Origin of the sequence: Mesorhizobium sp. M7A.F.Ca.CA.002.09.1.1 (assembly GCF_003998555.1) — a bacterium.
Taxonomy (GTDB): Bacteria; Pseudomonadota; Alphaproteobacteria; order Rhizobiales; family Rhizobiaceae; genus Mesorhizobium; species Mesorhizobium ciceri.
In genome coordinates this window covers 1-17,359 of record NZ_RZRR01000021.1, presented here as the reverse complement: position 1 = coordinate 17,359, position 17,359 = coordinate 1, and the positions used below count along the sequence as shown (strand labels likewise).

At 63.0% G+C, this 17,359-nt stretch carries 19 protein-coding genes, 1 tRNA gene and 1 pseudogene; 9 read left to right on the top strand and 12 right to left on the bottom strand.

The window, feature by feature from the left end; genetic code table 11:
- From exbB to EN994_RS02130, 3 genes are all read left to right on the top strand, one after another.
- The coding region (exbB, locus tag EN994_RS02140) for a tonB-system energizer ExbB (protein ID WP_245465978.1) at positions 1–833 on the top strand (833 nt) is incomplete at its 5' end.
- A 4-nt stretch (positions 834–837) separates the two neighbouring features.
- On the top strand, positions 838–1,305 hold the full coding sequence (gene exbD, locus EN994_RS02135) for a TonB system transport protein ExbD (protein WP_063169482.1): 468 nt from the start codon (positions 838–840) through the stop codon (positions 1,303–1,305).
- Positions 1,302–2,246, top strand: a complete 945-nt coding sequence (locus tag EN994_RS02130) for an energy transducer TonB (RefSeq protein ID WP_063169481.1) — start codon at positions 1,302–1,304, stop codon at positions 2,244–2,246. The genes exbD and EN994_RS02130 overlap by 4 nt, the downstream gene beginning before the upstream one ends.
- A gap of 25 nt (positions 2,247–2,271) precedes the next feature.
- Here EN994_RS02130 and EN994_RS02125 read toward each other — a convergent pair whose 3' ends face one another.
- From EN994_RS02125 to EN994_RS02095, 6 genes are all read right to left on the bottom strand, one after another.
- On the bottom strand, positions 2,272–2,592 hold the full coding sequence (locus EN994_RS02125) for a hypothetical protein (RefSeq protein ID WP_063170396.1): 321 nt from the start codon (positions 2,590–2,592) through the stop codon (positions 2,272–2,274).
- Positions 2,593–2,720: 128 nt separating this feature from the next.
- Complete coding sequence (locus tag EN994_RS02120; RefSeq protein ID WP_024504722.1) at positions 2,721–2,981, bottom strand: hypothetical protein; 261 nt, start codon at positions 2,979–2,981, stop codon at positions 2,721–2,723.
- A gap of 4 nt (positions 2,982–2,985) precedes the next feature.
- Positions 2,986–3,240, bottom strand: coding sequence for a hypothetical protein (locus tag EN994_RS02115; RefSeq protein ID WP_024504721.1), 255 nt, complete (start codon positions 3,238–3,240; stop codon positions 2,986–2,988).
- 68 nt (positions 3,241–3,308) lie between these two features.
- A complete protein-coding gene (locus EN994_RS02110; protein WP_244514243.1) occupies positions 3,309–4,271 on the bottom strand; it encodes a SagB/ThcOx family dehydrogenase in 963 nt (320 codons plus the stop codon).
- 530 nt (positions 4,272–4,801) lie between these two features.
- Positions 4,802–5,551 carry a helix-turn-helix transcriptional regulator gene (locus tag EN994_RS02100; protein WP_024504719.1) on the bottom strand — a complete coding sequence of 250 codons (750 nt, stop codon included), beginning with the start codon at positions 5,549–5,551 and terminating at the stop codon, positions 4,802–4,804.
- 331 nt (positions 5,552–5,882) lie between these two features.
- Positions 5,883–5,958, bottom strand: a tRNA-Ala gene (locus tag EN994_RS02095).
- A 159-nt stretch (positions 5,959–6,117) separates the two neighbouring features.
- On the opposite strand from EN994_RS02095, the gene EN994_RS02090 reads away from it, so the two are divergent.
- Positions 6,118–6,408, top strand: coding sequence for a YggT family protein (locus EN994_RS02090; RefSeq protein WP_013528977.1), 291 nt, complete (start codon positions 6,118–6,120; stop codon positions 6,406–6,408).
- A gap of 13 nt (positions 6,409–6,421) precedes the next feature.
- A complete protein-coding gene (locus EN994_RS02085; RefSeq protein ID WP_063169480.1) occupies positions 6,422–6,739 on the top strand; it encodes a DUF167 domain-containing protein in 318 nt (105 codons plus the stop codon).
- Positions 6,740–6,755: 16 nt separating this feature from the next.
- Here the strand turns inward: EN994_RS02085 and EN994_RS02080 are convergent, their stop codons facing one another.
- The 3 genes from EN994_RS02080 to EN994_RS02070 are packed head-to-tail and all read right to left on the bottom strand — an operon-like array spanning position 6,756 to position 9,506.
- Positions 6,756–7,637, bottom strand: a complete 882-nt coding sequence (locus tag EN994_RS02080; protein WP_013528979.1) for a MurR/RpiR family transcriptional regulator — start codon at positions 7,635–7,637, stop codon at positions 6,756–6,758.
- A gap of 10 nt (positions 7,638–7,647) precedes the next feature.
- Complete coding sequence (gene ugpC, locus EN994_RS02075) at positions 7,648–8,715, bottom strand: sn-glycerol-3-phosphate ABC transporter ATP-binding protein UgpC (RefSeq protein WP_013528980.1); 1,068 nt, start codon at positions 8,713–8,715, stop codon at positions 7,648–7,650.
- Between the two features lie 2 nt (positions 8,716–8,717).
- Positions 8,718–9,506, bottom strand: coding sequence for an SDR family oxidoreductase (locus EN994_RS02070; RefSeq protein WP_127307383.1), 789 nt, complete (start codon positions 9,504–9,506; stop codon positions 8,718–8,720).
- Between the two features lie 183 nt (positions 9,507–9,689).
- On the opposite strand from EN994_RS02070, the gene EN994_RS02065 reads away from it, so the two are divergent.
- The 4 genes from EN994_RS02065 to EN994_RS02050 all read left to right on the top strand — a co-directional run bounded on the left by EN994_RS02065 (position 9,690) and on the right by EN994_RS02050 (position 14,635).
- Positions 9,690–10,922 (top strand): sugar ABC transporter substrate-binding protein, encoded by a 1,233-nt coding sequence (locus EN994_RS02065; RefSeq protein ID WP_013528982.1) that lies wholly within the window; start codon positions 9,690–9,692, stop codon positions 10,920–10,922.
- Between the two features lie 492 nt (positions 10,923–11,414).
- Positions 11,415–12,284, top strand: a complete 870-nt coding sequence (locus EN994_RS02060; RefSeq protein WP_024504714.1) for a sugar ABC transporter permease — start codon at positions 11,415–11,417, stop codon at positions 12,282–12,284.
- Positions 12,281–13,105, top strand: coding sequence for a carbohydrate ABC transporter permease (locus tag EN994_RS02055; RefSeq protein ID WP_013528984.1), 825 nt, complete (start codon positions 12,281–12,283; stop codon positions 13,103–13,105). Before EN994_RS02060 ends, EN994_RS02055 begins: the two co-directional genes overlap by 4 nt.
- Before the next feature lie 24 nt (positions 13,106–13,129).
- Entirely contained in the window at positions 13,130–14,635 is a 1,506-nt protein-coding gene (locus tag EN994_RS02050) for a M81 family metallopeptidase (RefSeq protein WP_063169477.1), read from the top strand.
- On the opposite strand, the gene EN994_RS02045 is transcribed toward EN994_RS02050, so the two are convergent.
- From EN994_RS02045 to EN994_RS02035, 3 genes and pseudogenes are all read right to left on the bottom strand, one after another.
- Positions 14,636–16,690: a M3 family metallopeptidase gene (locus EN994_RS02045; protein WP_013528986.1), complete on the bottom strand. Its 2,055-nt coding sequence runs from the start codon at positions 16,688–16,690 to the stop codon at positions 14,636–14,638. It lies immediately after the preceding gene.
- Between the two features lie 96 nt (positions 16,691–16,786).
- Positions 16,787–17,221 carry a hypothetical protein gene (locus EN994_RS02040; protein WP_024504711.1) on the bottom strand — a complete coding sequence of 145 codons (435 nt, stop codon included), beginning with the start codon at positions 17,219–17,221 and terminating at the stop codon, positions 16,787–16,789.
- Positions 17,218–17,359, bottom strand: a pseudogene (locus EN994_RS02035) (carbonic anhydrase); the annotation flags it as partial. The pseudogene EN994_RS02035 and the gene EN994_RS02040, both read right to left, overlap by 4 nt.

Genomic DNA, 17,359 nt, shown 5'->3' with positions numbered 1-17,359 from the left:
CGGTTGCGCCGGCGCCCGCCGCACCGGCAGTCGCTCCGCCGGCCACGATGGCGCCTTCGCAGCCAGGCACCCAGCCGAACACAGCCGCGCCAGCCGAGGCCGGACCTTCGACGGCGATGGAATTGACCTTGCCGCATGACCTGTCGCCATGGGGCATGTTCATGGCGGCCGATATCGTCGTCAAGGCGGTGATGATCGGGCTGGCCTTTGCCTCCCTCGTCACCTGGACGATATGGCTGGCCAAGTCGCTGGAGCTTTTCGGCGGCAAGCTGCGCATCCGTCGCGCCGTGCGGGCGATCGGCGAGGCCGCCACGCTGAAGCAGGCCGGCAGTACCCTCGACCGCAGCGGCGGCCCGGGCGCGCTGCTGGTGCGGGCGGCCGAGGAGGAGACCGCACTCTCAGCCGGCGCCCTCGATCATGTCTCAGGCGATGGCCTCAAGGAACGGGTTACGTCGCGCCTGTCGCGCATCGAGGCGGCGGCGGCGCGGCGCATGTCACGCGGCACCGGCGTGCTGGCGACGATCGGCTCGACCGCGCCCTTCGTCGGCCTGTTCGGCACGGTCTGGGGCATCATGAACGCCTTCATCGGCATCTCGCAGGCGCAGACCACCAATCTCGCCGTGGTCGCGCCGGGCATCGCCGAAGCGCTGCTGGCCACCGCGATGGGCCTGGTCGCGGCCATACCGGCCGTCGTCATCTACAACGTCTTCGCCCGCTCGATAGCCGGCTATCGGCAGATCCTCGCCGATGCCTCGGCAGGGGTCGAACGACTGGTCAGCCGCGACCTCGACTTCCGCACCGTCGCGCCGGCCGCGCCACTGGCGGCGGAGTAGCGCCATGGGAAGCAGAATCCGACAGACCATGGATGACGATCTCGAGGAAAGCCACGAGATCAACGTCACCCCGTTCATCGATGTCATCCTGGTGTTGTTGATTATCTTCATGGTCGCGGCACCGCTGGCCACGGTGGATGTCAATGTCGACCTGCCGGGTTCGACCGCAACGCCCGCGCCGAGGCCCGAGACACCGCTGTTCCTGACGCTGAAGGACGATCTGACGCTGGCGATCGGCAATGACGGCGTGCCACGCCCGGCTTTCGCCGCGACGCTGGACGCCAAGACCAAGGGCGACAAGCAGACGCGCATCTTCCTGCGCGCCGACAAGGCGGTCGCCTATGGCGACCTGATGGAGGCGATGAACCTGTTGCGCGGTGCCGGCTATCTGAAGATCGCGCTGGTCGGCCTGGAGACGGCTCCCGCGTCCAATGCCCCCGCGCCCACAGCCACCCGTGCGGCGGCGCCATGACGCAAGCGGTCGCCGTGCCCTCGGTCCAGATGTCGCGCTTCGGCTGGCGCGACCTTGGCTTGTGGGCCGGTGCTGCCGCGCTGGTCCTCGGAGCCCATGTCGCGGTCGCCTATGCAGTGCAGAATCTCACCATGGTCACCGAAGCGGACGGCGGTCCGCCACCGGCCCAGGTGATCGAGATGGCGCCGATGGTGGTGATGCCGGCCGTACAAGAACAGGTCGCCGCGCTGGACGCGGTGACGCCAGATCAGACCGAACCGACACCGACGATCGAGCCGACACCTGAAGAACCGGTCGAAAAGGCGAAGCCGGTTGTCGAGCCACCGGAAGCGGTCGCGCCCGACGAGGCCGAACCCAACCGGACCGAAACGGCTGAACAGGCCGATCAGCCGCCGCCGGATGAGGTCATCCCGGATGTTGTCGAGGCTGTCACGCCAGACGTCGTCATTCCCTTGCCGCAGCCGAAACCGGTCGAAATTGTCAAAGACAAGAAACCGGTCGAGGCCAAGGCGAAAAAACCTGTCGAGAAGCCCAAGCCGCGGCTTAAGAAGGAGAAGGCGGCTCCGCCGAAGACGGCAACCGTCGCCAGCGCCGACGCACGGCCCGCGGCCAGGACCGCCGCGCCGAAGGCAGCGGAATCGACGTCGCGCTCCGGCGACTCCAGCAAATGGGACTCCCGTCTGGGCGCCTGGATCAAGCGGCACACGCGCTATCCCAGTTCTGCCAAGGCCCGAGGCGTGGAAGGCAGGCCGTATGTCGCCTTCACGGTCGACTCGTCCGGCCGGGTCCGGTCTGCCAGGCTCTCTCGTTCCTCAGGGGATGCGGATCTGGACCGTGCGGCGCTCGCCGTGCTGCAAGGCGCCACGGTGCCGGCACCGCCGCCGGAACTCGGTTCGCGTCTGAGCCGTACAGCGCCGTTCGTGTTCAGCCTGCGCAACTAGGACCGAATTTGATCGAAGCGGCCTGTCAGTAGGCCAGCGACAGGCTCAGGGCCTCGACCTGTTCGAGATAGAAACGGCATTTCGTGCGCAACAGCCCGAGGCTCGGGTCATCGGCTCCGTTGATCTCGATGGTCTGCATCATGAAGTCGAAATGGGCGTGGAAGGCGTCCACTGTACCCCAGAGACTGTCGGCCTGGCAGCTGTCGGCAATCGCCATCGAGACGAGTTGGCGGGCCTCGATCCGCGCGGCGTCAGGCGATGGCGGTCGCCTGGCGATCAAGACGTCGAGCCGACTGAAAATGCTTTCCCTGGCATCGACGCTTCTGATGTTGGCTATCATGTTCATGTGCAGGTCCCCCTTGGCATTCCAGGCGCGCAATAGGCTCCGGTCTGGAATTGCCTGAAAGCTGGTGATCAGAGCGGTTCAGCGGCGCTGAACCACTAAGCGCGTGGCGTTTGGGCGGGCGACTTGCATCAAGCCTGAGCGACCGGATGCCGGTCCTGCGGGCAGGATGCAATCAGGGTCGGGATCGCGGTTGCATCGGAGGGGTGGCCCCTGATGATGTTGGCGACCTCGGCATCGGCCTGCTCGAACCAGTAGACCATGTCGGCGCGGTGCAGATCCGTCGCGGCTTTCTTCAGCAGCGGCAGCAGGCTTTGCAACGCGCACAGCGTCTCCCAGCGGTTTGGCCGGGAGGTCGAGCCGGCCACCGCGCATGCGGCTGACGATTGCATGTCGCTACGCTCTCCGTGGCTGGGCGGCACGATTGTCTTTTGCCTGCGCCTTGGGGTGCAGCGGGTTGCCGCTGAGCTGCGCATGCCTGGCCGGCCGTGCGCCGCGAAGAACGTCGAAGGCCTCCGCATAGGCCATGCCCAGCAGATAGGAGATCATCGGAAAACGGCTTGATTCGGCCATTTGCACGAGCTCATTGGTCATCGACGAAATATATTGAAGACTATCGATTTCCGACTGGCGTAAGGATTGATTTGGCACGTGCTGCTCCTGTCTCTGGTTATACCCTGGGGAACGCGTTACTGGCCGGACTGCACATTGTTGGTCGACTAATTGATGGATTGGCTCGCGGTGGACGGGTCTCTTTCCGGGGTCGAGAGGGTCAAGGCATAGATCGGTGCGTCGGTGAGACTGTCGAGACCAAGCAGCCGCTTGATGGCGGAATGATTGAGCGCGGCTGTCGGACATGCCGACAGGCCATGATTGGTCGCCGCCAGCATGATATTCTGGCCGATATGGCCGGCCTCGATCAGCACGACACGATAGGCGTTGGCGTCCTCATATTTCCACATCGTGCGATCGAGCCTGGCGCAAAGCAGGATCAGGCACGGCATGCTATCAGCCCACTCCTGTCCGCCGACCAGTTCGGAGATCTTCGGCAGATGGTTCGCGGAAATCCTGCCAAGGTCGTGATCGGCGGCGGAATAATGATAGACACCGGGCTCGAGGCCATCGACGCCGAGCGCGACCACATAGGCCTCATAGGGATTCCGCGCGCCGCCGGAAGGGGTCATGCCAAGCGGCAGGGTGCCAACGCAATTGGCGGTCTCGCCGATGATGCCGAGCCCTGCGAACAGGCAATCGGAAAGCTGTTTGGCTGTGATGGTGGGCTGAGCCGCCGTGCGGTTGGTGCGGCGCCGCGCCATCAAGCTAAGAAGTTCGTTGTCTTCCAGTGCATTCGGCAGCTGGATAGCGCCGGCGGAATTCTTGAGCAGGAGGTCCGGCTGCGGCGTATGGCCGGCGCGTTCTATCTGCCGCTCTTCCGCCTGCTCGATGGTCATGTATTCGCTGTCCTGGACGCAGAAATGCATCAGCGCCGTCGGAAGCCCCCAACTCCATTGTCCTGAAAATTGTTCCTCCTGCTCGGCGAGAGGCGATCCGGCGGTGACCAGGGCGGAAAAATCGAGCAACTGCGGAACGACAGCCTTCAACTCGGACTTCGACCACCCATGGGCGCGGGCAATGTCCGCCGTCGATGCCCATTTGTCCCACGATGCGAGAAGGCCGACCATCTCAGGGCTGCATTCGAAGACGCTTCTGGTCAGGAAGTTGCATGCCGTGACCTTGTTCGGTCCGGGGTAGAAAACGAGCGTTTTCGAAGAGCGCATTTTCATGAAGCTGGATGCCATCTGCGGAGCCGAGGCGCCGACAAGCGAACCGCTCGTCGGCGCAGAACGGCTTCAGCGCTTGTTGTAGTGCATACCCTGCGAAAAGAAGACGGTCTGCGTGCCGGCGGCAATCGTCAGCTTCGGAGCGTTAGTCACTTTCTTGGCCATTTTTATCCCTTTCCTGACCCCCATTTGGGATCCGTTGAAAGACCCCCAGAATGGGATCCGCGTGAAGAAAGGTAAGGTCGGAAGAGTTAATGGTTTGTTAAAATTATAGTAAAACCACGAGCCGAAGACGGACGTGTGGATTATCTTTCCTGGCATTAAAGTGTAAAATATCGATTTTATTCAGATACAGAGTAGACAATCGTTGGCATACGCTTTATCGGCGTACGCTTATTCTTATTTGGCGTAAGACACGGCGATCCGAGGGATTAGCCCAACCCGTCCCGGGTCAGGCTGACAACCAGTTGGTCGACGCCCGCATCGTCGAGGCTGATGACATGCGCCATGCTGATGGCATCCCTTGCCTGGATATTGGCAATGTCGCGCCGCATGATGACGGACACGAATGCCGGGCCGGCCTCCGTCAGAAGCATGGCCTTGCCCATCAGCACCGGTTCGGAGATGGGAGCCCATTGCACGGAGATCAGCGACGGCTCTCCGGTCTGTCGGCGATTGATGCCGCTGAAATAGATCCAGTTCAGCCGCGAGATCGCCACGCCATAGTGATTGCCGCGCGCTCGTGCCCAGGTCGATCCCTGGCGCTCCGACCATCCGGTGACCCTTCGGAAGGTGACCAGTTCGGCTTCGCGCCGCACGAAGGTCACCGAGCGCATCAGGAGGTCGAGGCGGCCCGGGATCGAGAAATAGGTGAAATAGGTGCCGCCCGCGATCGAAGGACTGGGAGGGCGGATCATCTGGTTGAACAGGCTCTCGGAAACCGGCGGCAGGCCACGCATCGCGGGCTCGGGTGCGCCGGGATCCTGGTACAGTTCGGCCTCGTCGATCCGAAAGTAATCGCATATCAGCTTGGCGGTGGCCTTGTTGGGAACGGTCTGCCCTTGCAGGTAGCGTTCGAACTGCGTGCGATTGATGTGCAGCTCACGGCATACCGCACTTACGGAGGCATGGTCCTTGCTCAGCCGTCTAAGATTTGCAGCGAGATTCTCGCGAATTGACACGTCTTTGCTTCCGCGGGCGGGTTTTTCATTTCAACTCGAAATCCATATAGCGTCTCCGGTCGCCCCCGCCGAAACGCCTTGGCCACAACGCACAGAAAAAACTGATTTGGTAACGTCAATTTAGTGGGGCGGTTTGCAAAAAAAACGGAAACAATCGACGAGCGCTTCCGCCATAAGTCCAATTGACAAAAGTCTTGCCGGAGATTGCGAAAACAGGCGGCGCGGCGCGCGGCCTTTTAGGCGCGCCGGCACGGCAAATGCCAGCCGTGGAGGCAAGCCCGGACGAGCGTCGCGGAGTGCATATGGCGCGGAGAGCGAGGAATTAATCCGCTGGTGGAGCTGAGGAGGATCGAACTCCTGACCTCGTCATTGCGAACGACGCGCTCTCCCAGCTGAGCTACAGCCCCGTCCAGCGGATGGGCGCATTTATCGGGCGCTGCGGTTTCCTGTCAAGGCGGAGGTTTGCCGAAATCCAGTGGCTGGCAGCCGTACCGGCGCACCGTGGCAGGCGGCCCTTGCCGGTTTCGCGTGCAATGGCTACATGTCGGCAACAATTGGAGACCGGCATGCTCGCCCTCATTCAGACAATCGTCATGGCGCTCGACCTCTACTGGTGGATCATCATCGCATCGGCGATCTTTTCCTGGCTTTACGCCTTCAACGTCGTCAACTCGCGCAATCAGTTCGTCGGTTCCATCGGCAACATGCTCTATCGGCTGACCGAACCGGCGTTGCGGCCGATCCGCCGTTTCATGCCGGACCTTGGCGGCATCGACATCTCGCCGATCATCCTGCTTCTGATCCTGTTCTTCCTGCGGCAGTTCATATTGACCAGTGTGGCGCCTCTGGTCCTGTGAGCCCGATGATCGTATGAGCGCGCCGTTTCGCCTGCGCGATGATGGTGTCGACGTGTTTGTCCGGCTGACGCCGAAGGCTGCGCTGGACAGGCTCGAAGGCATCGAGACCACGGCGGACGAGCGAAGCCATCTGAAAGCGCGCGTCCGCGCCGTGCCGGAAAACGGCGCCGCCAATCATGCGCTCGAAAAGCTGATTGCCAAGGCGATTGGCGTGCCGGGGTCCGCCGTCTCGGTTGTCGCCGGCGGCACGGCGCGGCTGAAGACCGTGCGCATTGAAGGCGATCCGGAGACGTTGGCGAAAAGCATCGAGGCGCTCGGCCATCAGGCCTGATGTCCTTGCCGGAGGGTCAATCCCCCAGCGGCAAACGCGGATCGTCAACTTTCAACGTGTTGACGCTCTGCTTGATGCGGCGCAGATTTTCCAGAACCCTTGGTCCGCGCGTCTCGGCGACCGAGGTGACGATCATGTCGACGATCGACAGCAGCGCATAGCGCGACGATGTCGGCTTGTAGATATTGCCGTCTTCCAGCGACTGGAAATGGATGACCGTGTCGGCGACCTTGGCGAGCGCGGAGTCCGGCGGGGTGATGGCGATCGTCGTGGCGCCATATTGCTGGGCGACCTGCACCGCATCGATGACCGATCGTGCATAGCCGGAGACGGAGAAGGCGATCAGCGTGGTGTCGGGGGTGGCGACGGCGGCGTACATGCGTTGCAACTGTCCGTCGATTTGCGCCAGCACCGACACGCCAAGCCTGAACAGCCGGTTCTGCATTTCGGTCGCCATCATCGACGAAATGCCACCGGAGCCGATGCACAGCACATTGCCGGAAACCGCGATGCGTGCGGCGACGGCGACCAGCGTCGTCATGTCGAGGTTTTCGCTGGCGCGCTGGATGGCCGATATCGCCGCTTCGGTGATGGCGGAAGCGATGCGCTGTTCGCGGGCATCGCGGCTCAACGGCTCCGGCGACAGATACTGGCCGCCGATGGCGATGGCTTGCGCCAGATAGAATTTGAAGTCGCGCAGGCCCTCGCAGCCGAGGTTGCGGCAGAACCGCGTCACCGTCGGCTCGCTGACACCGACGCGCGCGGCAATTTCCGAAATCGCCGCCTTGGAAACGAAGTCGAGGTCTGCCAGCACGAAGCCGGCCAGCTTGCGATCCGACTTCGTTCCGTCCTGCGACATCAGCTGCAGGCGCGTGATGATGTCGGCCGGCGTCTTCATGCTGATATTTTCATAGAGGCAGGCCCGTCGCCTTGTCGAACAGATGGATGTTGCCGGGATCGACCGAGACCGGCAGCAGGTCTCCCGGCCTGACCGGCACCCTGTCACGGAACACGGCGCGTACCGTATCAGCACCGATAGCGCCATAGACATGTGTTTCGGAGCCGGTGGGCTCAACGACATCCACCCTGATCGCCATCGCGTCGACAGCCTCGCCGATGACAAAATGCTCGGGCCGGATGCCGGCCTCCACCGCGCTGTCCGCCGGCACCTGTTTGCCGGCAAGCGCCAGCCGCCCGCCACCGGCCGATTCGAACCAGGTTTTCTCAAGCGTCGTCTTGAGCGAACCCGAGACGAAACTCATCGACGGCGAGCCGAGGAAGGAGGCGACGAACTTGTTGGCCGGCCTGTCATAAAGCTCCAGCGGCGCCCCGACCTGCTGGATCCTGCCGCGATCCATCACGACGATGCGGTCGGCCATGGTCATAGCCTCGATCTGGTCGTGGGTGACGTAGACGATCGTCGATTTCAGCCGCTGGTGCAGAGCCTTGATCTCGACGCGCATCTGCACGCGCAATTGTGCGTCGAGATTGGACAGGGGTTCGTCAAACAGGAACACAGACGGTTCGCGCACGATGGCGCGGCCCATGGCGACGCGCTGGCGCTGGCCGCCCGACAGCTGGCGGGGATAGCGGTCGAGATAGGAGAAGAGATTGAGGACCCCGGACGCCTTCTTGACCTTCTCATCGATTACCGTGCGCGTCTCGCCGCGTATCTTCGGGCCGAAACCGATATTGTCCGATGCCTTCAGATGCGGAAACAGCGCATAGGACTGGAACACCATGGCGATGTTGCGCTGCTGCGGCGGCAGCGCGTTGGCGCGCACGCCGCCGATCAACAGATCGCCGGAAGTGATCGTCTCCAGGCCGGCGAGCATGCGCAGCAAGGTCGACTTGCCGCAGCCGGACGGGCCGACCAGGACGACGAACTCGCCGCTCTTGATATCGAGGCTGATGTTCTCGAGGATCTTGTGCTGCCCGAAGGATTTCGACAGGTCGCGGAACTCGACGTCGGTCATGCTCACGCTCCCAATATGTCGTCGATGAAGGGCAGGCAACCGGCGGTCAGTCCCGCGTCCACGGGCATCACCACGCCTGTTACTCCCGATGCGCGATCGGACGCAAGGAAAGCGACGGCTTCCGCCACTTCCGCAGCGTTGACGATGCGACCGAGCGGATAGAGCCGCTGCAATTTGCCGAGGATTTCGGGATCCTTGGCAAGGCGGTGGTCCCAGGCGGCGGTGCGGATCGATCCGGGGCAGACGACATTGGCGCGCAGGCCGCTGCGGCCGAGCTCGACGGCGATCGCCTTGGCATAGGCGTTGATGCCGGCCTTGGCCGCGGCATAGGCGGGATTGCCGAAATGCGCGATGGCGTTGACCGAGGAGATGAAGACGACGCTGCCGGAGCCACGGCTGGGCATCGCCTTGACCAGCGGATCGGCGAAATTCATCACGCCGGTCAGGTTGAGGTCGAGTTCCTGCTCAATCCTGTCGGGGTTGAGCGCGGGGAGCGTCTCGGCGCGCGTCCAGCCGGCATTGTTGATGAGAATGTCGGGCACACCGTCCCGGTCGAGGATGGCGGCGATCGCTGTGGCTATCGACGCCTTGTCGAGAAGATCGAAGACGTGGCGGGCGGCAAAAAACGGGCTCTTCAACGCCTCGCTCGACTGGTCGCAGCCTACGACCCTGGCGCCCCTTTGCGCCATCAGCGCCACGATGGCCGTGCCGAGGCCGCCGCCCGCACCCGTCACAACGACAGTCTTGCCCTCGAATTCGGCCCTGCCTTCGAGTTCCGTTTGCGAAACCACCGTGCGTCATCCTCCGGGATCTTCGACAGGTCGGATCAGGCCTAGTCCACAAAATGTAATTAAGCAACAGAATAATCTGCTTGCAAGCCTTCAAATCCACGATAATGTAGGAAAGTAACATAAATCTTCTGCTTGGGTAACGAAGAGGCGCGCAGGCGCAAAAATCAAAATGGGAGAGTTCAAATGAGTCTTGCAAAATGGACTGTCGGCCTGATGGCCGGAATGAGCATGCTGGCAATTGCGGCGCAGGCGGATGCGGGCGAGGTGCGGGTCACCGTGGCCGAGTACAGCGCCAAGACTGGCCCATATTTCGACAGCGTCAAGAAGGAATTCGAGGCGGCGAACCCCGGCATCACGGTCAAGTTCGAAGTGGTGCCGTGGGATGTGCTGCTGCAGAAGCTGACCACCGACATCACCGCCGGCACCAATGCCGATCTGTCGATCATCGGCACGCGCTGGCTGATCGACTTCGTCCAGCAGGATGTCGCCGAGCCGCTCGACGGCTACATCAAGCCCGACTTCAAGGACCGCTTCATCGACACCTTCCTGTCGCCCTCGATCATGGATGGCAAGACCTACGGCCTGCCGATCGCTGCCTCGGCGCGCGCCATGTACTACAACAAGGAGCTGTTCGAGAAGGCCGGCATCGCCAAGCCACCGGCAAACTGGACCGAGCTGCAGGAAGATGCGCGCAAGATCAAGGCTCTGGGGTCCGGCACGTTCGGCTTCGGCCTGCAGGGCAAGGAGATCGAGACCGACGTCTATTACTACTATGCGATGTGGTCCTACGGCACGGAAATCCTCAACAAGGACGGCACTTCGGGCCTGAGCACGCCCGGCGCGCTTGAAGCCGCCAAGCTTTACAAGTCGATGATCGACGAAGGCCTGACCGAACCCGGCGTCACCTCCAACAACCGCGAGGACGTGCAGAACCTGTTCAAGCAGGGCAAGGTCGGCATGATGATCACCGCACCCTTCCTGTCCAACCAGATCAAGGACGAGGCGCCGAACCTGAAATACGGCGTTGCGGCCATTCCCGCCGGACCGACCGGCGCGCGCGGCACCTATGGCGTCACCGATTCCATCATCATGTTCAAGAACTCCAAGAACAAGGACGAGGCCTGGAAGCTGCTCGATTTCCTGTTCACCACGGAGCAGCGTGCCAAGTTCACACAGGGCGAAGGCTTCCTGCCGGTGAACAAGGAAGAGGCCAAGATGGACTACTACGTCAACAATGCCGATCTGGCCGCGTTCACCGCTCTGCTGCCCGACGCCCGCTTCGCGCCGGTCATCCCGGGCTGGGAAGAGGTCGCCCAGATCACGTCGGACGCCATGCAGAAGATCTATCTCGGCGGCGACCCCGAGGCAGGCCTGAAGGACGCGGCGGCCAAGGCCAATGCGGTGCTGAAGAAGTAGGGGGGCAGTGCTGAAGGAATAGGGCGTATCTCCCTGCGCCCGTGGCGCGCCCCAGATTCAGGCGGGGCGCGCCACATCTTGCAGCCTCGAGCAGAAAGATAGTTCGTCGATGTCAACGCCGCCCAGCCAGGCTCCTTTCCTCTCCCACCGGAGGGGGGAGAGGTGGCTCGGCGAAGCCGAGACGGAGTGGGGGAACCACCTGGCAGCCACCGCGAACGGATATAGGAAGAGCACCAGGCGCAAGTCTCGCCTTGCGCCCAAGGGGTCGACCCCCACTCCGTCGAGCTTCGCTCGACACCTCTCCCCCGATCGACGGGGGAGAGGAAAGGGGCCCTTCCGCAACTGCTGCGGAGAACGGACGAGCAGGTGAGGGCAGCGCCGACGGTTGCAAGGAATCCTGAAGCGGTGCCCTGAGAAGAACGAGGCCGGACCAAGTCAATCTGTCAAGCCAGCGAAATCCAATCTCCCCGCAACGCGGTACAAAGCCAGCCGATGCAAAATCGTTTCTTGCCCTATCTCCTGACCTTGCCCAGCCTGTTTCTGGCGGCGGTGGTCATCTTCTGGCCGGTCTGGGACCTGATCCAGATCTCGACGCATGACGTCAGCCGCTTCGGCCAGCTTCGTGACTTCAACGACTTCGCCAATTTCGCGGCACTCGCTGCCGATCCCGATTTCACGGCCGCGCTTTGGCGCACCGGCCAATGGACGGTGATGGTGGTCGGCGGCGCGCTTCTCTTGTCGATCCCGGTGGCGATGATCCTCAACACCGATTTCTATGGCCGCGGCATTGCCCGCGTCATCATCATGCTGCCCTGGGCGGTGTCGCTGACCATGACCGCGGTGGTCTGGCGCTGGGCGCTGAGCGGCGAAAGCGGCATGCTCAATTCGGCGCTGATCGGCCTCGGCCTCATCGATCACAACATCCAGTGGCTGGCGAGTGCCGAAACCGCCTTTCCGATGCAAGTGCTGATCGGCATCCTGGTGACGGTGCCGTTCACGACGACGATCTTCCTCGGCGGGCTGTCGTCGATCCCGGACGATCTCTACGAGGCGGCGGCGCTTGAAGGGGCGACGCCGCTGCAGCAGTTCCGCGAAATCACCTTTCCGCTCCTGAAACCGTTCATCAACATCGCCATCGTGCTCAACACCATCTACGTCTTCAATTCCTTCCCGATCATCTGGGTGATGACGCAGGGCGGTCCGGCCAACTCGACCGATATCCTGGTCACCCATCTCTACAAGCTGGCCTTCCGCATCGGCAAGCTGGGCGAAGCATCGGCGGTGTCGCTGGTGATGTTCGCCATCTTGCTGGTCTTCACCATGATCTATGTGCGGCTGGCGATGCGGGAGCAACGCGCATGACGAGCAAGCTCAAGCGTTCGATCATCGCCTGGCTGCTGCTGGCGCCGCTGATCGTGGTGACGCTCTTTCCCTTCGCGGTGATGTTCCTGACCGCAGTCAAGCCGAGACAGGAAGTGCTGTCGCCGACCTGGTGGCCGAGCGAATTCCGCTGGTCGAATTTTTCCGACATGTGGGTGGCGACCGGCTTCGGCCAGGCGTTGCTCAATTCGCTCTACGTGTCTGTGATCGCCACCGTCGGCGCCATCCTGATCTCGGTTCCGGCGGCCTATGCGATGTCGCGCTTCCGCTTTGCCGGCTACGGCGCCTTGCGCCAGTTCCTGCTGATTTCGCAGATGATCTCGCCGATCGTGCTGGTGCTCGGCCTGTTCCGGCTGATGGCGGCCTGGGGCCTGGTCGAGAGCACGACGGCGCTCGGCTTCATCTACATGGCCTTCAACGTCGCCTTCACGGTGTGGATGCTGCAGAGCTATTTCGACACCATCCCGCGCGATCTCGAGGAAGCCGCCTGGATGGAGGGCGCCGGCCGCTGGCTGACCTTGCGCAAGGTGTTCCTGCCGCTCTGCCTGCCGGCGATCGCGGTGACGGCGATCTTCACCTTCATCAACGCCTGGAACGAGTTCGTCGTGGCGCTCACCATGCTGCGCAGCCAGGAAAGCTACACGCTGCCGATCCAGGTGTTTTCGCTGGTCGCCGGCCGCTACACCATCGAATGGCATCACGTCATGGCCGCGACGCTGCTGGCGACCTTGCCGGTGGCCATCCTGTTCATCTGGCTGCAGCGCTACCTCGTCAGGGGCCTGGCGCTCGGGGCGGTCAAATAGCGCCTATTCACGGACGGAGCTTTCATGCGCATTTTCACCGCCTCGCTGGCGACGGAAACCAACACCTTCTCGCCGGTGCCGACCGATAGGGCTTCGTTCGAGATGGCCTTCTATGCCGGGCCAGGCAAGCATCCGGAAACGCCGACGCTGTGCTCCTCGCCGATGGTGGCGCTACGCCGGCGTGCGGTGGCCGAAGGCCTCGACGTCATCGAAGGCACCGCCACCTGGGCGGAGCCGGGCGGCCTGGTGCAGCGGCAGACCTATGAGGCTCTGCGCGACGAGATTCTGGGCCAGCTCAAGGCGGCGCTGCCGGTCGATGCTGTCATCCTCGGCCTGCATGGCGCCATGGTGGCGCAAGGCTATGACGATTGCGAAGGCGATCTGCTCGAACGGGTTCGCGCAATGGTCGGGCCGGAGGTGGTGATCGCCGTGGAACTCGATCCGCACAGCCATCTGACACCGAAGCGCGTCGCGGCCTCCGACATTCTCGCCTATTTCCTCGAATTTCCGCACACCGATTTCTACGAGCGCGGCGAACATGTCGTCGAGCTTGGCCTGGCAGCAGTGCGCGGTGAGATCAACCCTGTGATTTCGACCTTCGACTGCCGCATGATCCAGGTGCTGCCGACCAGCCGCGAGCCGATGCGGTCCTTCGTCGATCGCATCAAGGCGCTGCACGGCAAGGACGGCGTGCTGTCGGTCTCCGTCATCCACGGCTTCATGGCGGCCGATGTGCCCGAGATGGGCACGCGCATCCTGGTCGTCACCGACAATGACAAGGCCAAGGGCGACGCGCTGGCGGAACGGCTCGGGCGGGAACTCTACGCGCTGCGCGAAAAGACGGCGATGACGATGCTGAGTGCTGCCGACGGCATCGATCGGGCGCTGGCCGTGCGCACAGAAAATCCGGGCAAGCCGGTGGTCATCGCCGATATCTGGGACAATCCCGGCGGCGGTGTGCCCGGCGACGGCACCTTCGTGCTGCGCCAGATGCTGGCGCGTGGCCTGGACAGGTTCGCCGTCGCGACCATCTGGGATCCGATTGCGGTCACCTTCTGCCTGGCGGCAGGCGAGGGCGCAGTCATCGACCTGCGCTTCGGCGGCAAGGCCGGGCCGCAAGCCGGCGAGCCGATCGATGCGCGCGTGCGCGTGCTGAAGGCGGTTGCGGAGGGCTGGCAGAGTTTCGGGCCAAGCCGGGTGACGCTTGGGCCGACGGCGCTGGTCCGCCTCGAAGGCACCGAGGTCGACATCATCCTCAACACCAACCGCACGCAGACTTTCGAGCCGGATATCTTTTCCAACATCGGCGTCGATCCGCTAGCCAAGGACATGCTGCTGATCAAGTCGACCAATCATTTCTACGCCGGCTTCGAGCCGATCGCCGCCGAGATCATCTATGTCTCGGCGCCGAGTTCGTATCCCAGCAATCCGGCGGTGACCGATTACAAGAAGCTGACAAGGCCGGTGTGGCCGAGGGTGACGGATCCTTGGAAGCTGCCAATCTCCCCCACGAGGGGGGAGATTGGCTAATCACACCAACCCGCGCTTGGCCATCATCGCTTCCGGCGACGGCATCTTGCCGCGGAAGGCGGTGTAGAGTTCTTCCGGATCCTTCGACCCGCCGGCCGCGTAGATGTTCTTGCGCAGCCGCTCGGCGAGTGCCGGGTTGAAGGGGTCGCCGGTTTCCTCGAAGGCGGCAAAAGCATCGGCATCGAGCACTTCCGACCACATGTAGGAATAGTAGCCGGCCGAATAGCCTTCGCCGGAAAAGACATGGCCGAAATGCGGGGTGCGGTGACGCATGGCTATGGTGTCCGGCATATGCAGTTCTGCAAGCGTTTCGGCTTCGAAACGAAGCGGCGCTTCAGGCGCCTCCGCCCGCGCGTGATAGGCCATGTCCATCAAGGCGGAGGCGGTGAATTCGACCGTGGCGAAGCCGGCGCCGAAGGTGCGCGCGGCCAGCATCTTGTCGAGCAGCGCCTTGGGCATCGGCTTGCCGGTCTTGACGTGCAGCGCGTGCTTTTCCAGCACTGCCGGCACGGTCAGCCAGTGCTCGTAGAGCTGCGAAGGCAGTTCGACGAAATCGCGGCTGACCGAAGTGCCCGAAACCGAGGGCCAGGTGACGTCGGTCAGCATGCCGTGCAAAGCATGGCCGAACTCGTGGAACAGCGTTTTGGCCTCGTCGACCGACAGCAGAGCCGGCTCGCCCACCGGCGGCTTGGCGAAGTTCATGATGTTGTAGATGACCGGGCTCGCACCGTGGCCGAGCCTGTAGCCGGATTGCAACGCGCTCATCCAGGCGCCGGATCGCTTTGACGGCCGGGCGAAATAGTCGGCCAGGAAAAGGCCGCGCTCGCTGCCGTCGGCATTCTTCACCACGAAGACGCGGGCGTCCGGATGCCAGGCCGCGATGTCCTTTTTCTCTTCGAAGGTGATGCCGAACAGCCGTGTCGCCACGTCGAAGCAAGCGTCGATGATCCGGTCGAGCTGCAGATAAGGTTTCAGTTCCGCCTCGTCGAAGGCGAATTTCTCCGCGCGCAGCTTCTCCTGGTAGAAGCGCCAGTCCCAGGCAGCGAATTTTTCGTTGCTGCCGGCTGCGGTGGCCAGGCGCTGCAATTCGATCTGGTCGCTTGCTGCCTTCTCAAGCGCCTTCTCCCACACCGGATCGAGCAGCGCGTGCACGGCCTTCGGCGTCTTGGCCATGGTGTCGTCGAGCTTCAGCGCGGCGAAAGAGGCGTAGCCGAGCAGCTTTGCCTTTTCGGCCCGCAGGCGCAGCATGTCGCGCACCACATTCGTGTTGTCGGTGGCGCCGCCATTCTGCCCGCGCATGGTGAAGGCGCGGAAGGCGATCTCGCGCAGATCGCGGCGTTCGGAGAAGGTCGAGAACGGCTCATAGATCGAGCGCGACAGAGTGACGGCATAGCGGCCCTTCTGGCCGCGTATCTCGGCCGCTTCGGCCATGGAACTTTTCACGAAGTCCGGCAGGCCGGCAAGGTCGGCTTCATCGAGGAACAGCGCCCAGTCGCGCTCGTCGGCCAGAACATTCTGGCCGAAAGCCGTGCCGAGCGAGGACAATTCCTCGCTGATGCTTGCCAGCCGCTTCTTGCCGTCGGCGTCGAGCTTGGCGCCGGAACGGACGAAGCCCTTCCAGGTCTTTTCCAGTACCCGCAGGGTCTCGGCGTCGAGCTTCAGGCTCTCGCGGCGCTGGTAGAGATCGTCGATGCGGGCAAACAGCCGCTCATTCATTGAAATCGCCGAGAAATGCCTGGACATTTTCGGCGAGATGTCGCGCTCCAGCGCCTGGATCGTCTCGTTGGTGTAGGCGCCGGCGCGGCACCAGAAGATCGACGAGACACGATCGAGCGCTTCGCCGCCGAGTTCCAGCGCGGCAAGCGTGTTCTCGACGGTCGGCGCATCCTTGTTGCCGGCGATCGCCTCGATCTCGGCCTCGTGCGCCTTCAGCGCCGCGTCGAAGACCGGGGAGAAGTCGCCGTCGCCAATGCGCGTGAAATCGGGCAGGCCGAGCGGCCCCTGCCACGCGGTCAGCGGATGGGCGGCGAGGTCGACGGCTTTCGTGGAAGGCATGGACAGTCTTTCGTTGGTGAAGCAGGCAGGTGGGTCGTACCCGATGTAGGGCGCGGCCGGCGGACCCGCAATATGCGGATTTGGCCGATATCGCCCTCAAAAGCCGTCGCAGTTTTCGGCGATCGCCGCTTGTGAACTGGCGGTGATGCGGTTGTCGGTGACCGCGAAAGTTTCCTGCATCAGCATGTCGTTGTTGGGGAAATCGTAGCAGGCGACCACCGTGGTGACGCCGCCTTCGCTTTTCTCGATCCGGTGCCGGATCGCAGCACCGGCAACGGCACCTTTCCATTCGTCGATCGAAGCGATGAATTCCTGCTTGCTCTGCACGATGCCGAGGTCGTCCAGCTTGATGCGGACATCGTCGGCGAGCAGGTCGGACAGTTCCGTGCGGTCGGCGACCAGCAGCGCCGAATACCAGCGGCTGATGAGGGCACGATCATCGGCGCGGGCGGCAATAATCGCCAGCAGCAGTGCGGCCGCCGCAAAAGCGACCGACCTGATGTTCACCAGCTTGCGCGCCGCCGCGTTCATCCCAGTTCCGGCCGTTCGAAATCGCCAGTCTCCTTGTTCATCGTCCAGAGTTCGCCGGTCGAGATATCGAACCAGGCCCCATGCAGCGACAGCCGTCCCTTGCCTTCGAGAATCGAGACGCAGGGAAAGGTTCTGAGG

Excerpts from the sequence above, each read along its gene's own strand:
- exbD (WP_063169482.1), top strand. The coding sequence starts at position 838 with ATGGGAAGCAGAATCCGACAGACCATGGATGACGATCTCGAGGAAAGC.
- EN994_RS02130 (WP_063169481.1), top strand. The coding sequence starts at position 1,302 with ATGACGCAAGCGGTCGCCGTGCCCTCGGTCCAGATGTCGCGCTTCGGC.
- EN994_RS02125 (WP_063170396.1), bottom strand. The coding sequence starts at position 2,592 with ATGAACATGATAGCCAACATCAGAAGCGTCGATGCCAGGGAAAGCATT.
- EN994_RS02120 (WP_024504722.1), bottom strand. The coding sequence starts at position 2,981 with ATGCAATCGTCAGCCGCATGCGCGGTGGCCGGCTCGACCTCCCGGCCA.
- EN994_RS02110 (WP_244514243.1), bottom strand. The coding sequence starts at position 4,271 with ATGGTCGGCCTTCTCGCATCGTGGGACAAATGGGCATCGACGGCGGAC.
- EN994_RS02090 (WP_013528977.1), top strand. The coding sequence starts at position 6,118 with ATGCTCGCCCTCATTCAGACAATCGTCATGGCGCTCGACCTCTACTGG.
- EN994_RS02085 (WP_063169480.1), top strand. The coding sequence starts at position 6,422 with ATGAGCGCGCCGTTTCGCCTGCGCGATGATGGTGTCGACGTGTTTGTC.
- EN994_RS02080 (WP_013528979.1), bottom strand. The coding sequence starts at position 7,637 with ATGAAGACGCCGGCCGACATCATCACGCGCCTGCAGCTGATGTCGCAG.
- ugpC (WP_013528980.1), bottom strand. The coding sequence starts at position 8,715 with ATGACCGACGTCGAGTTCCGCGACCTGTCGAAATCCTTCGGGCAGCAC.
- EN994_RS02065 (WP_013528982.1), top strand. The coding sequence starts at position 9,690 with ATGAGTCTTGCAAAATGGACTGTCGGCCTGATGGCCGGAATGAGCATG.
- EN994_RS02060 (WP_024504714.1), top strand. The coding sequence starts at position 11,415 with ATGCAAAATCGTTTCTTGCCCTATCTCCTGACCTTGCCCAGCCTGTTT.
- EN994_RS02055 (WP_013528984.1), top strand. The coding sequence starts at position 12,281 with ATGACGAGCAAGCTCAAGCGTTCGATCATCGCCTGGCTGCTGCTGGCG.
- EN994_RS02050 (WP_063169477.1), top strand. The coding sequence starts at position 13,130 with ATGCGCATTTTCACCGCCTCGCTGGCGACGGAAACCAACACCTTCTCG.
- EN994_RS02045 (WP_013528986.1), bottom strand. The coding sequence starts at position 16,690 with ATGCCTTCCACGAAAGCCGTCGACCTCGCCGCCCATCCGCTGACCGCG.
- EN994_RS02040 (WP_024504711.1), bottom strand. The coding sequence starts at position 17,221 with ATGAACGCGGCGGCGCGCAAGCTGGTGAACATCAGGTCGGTCGCTTTT.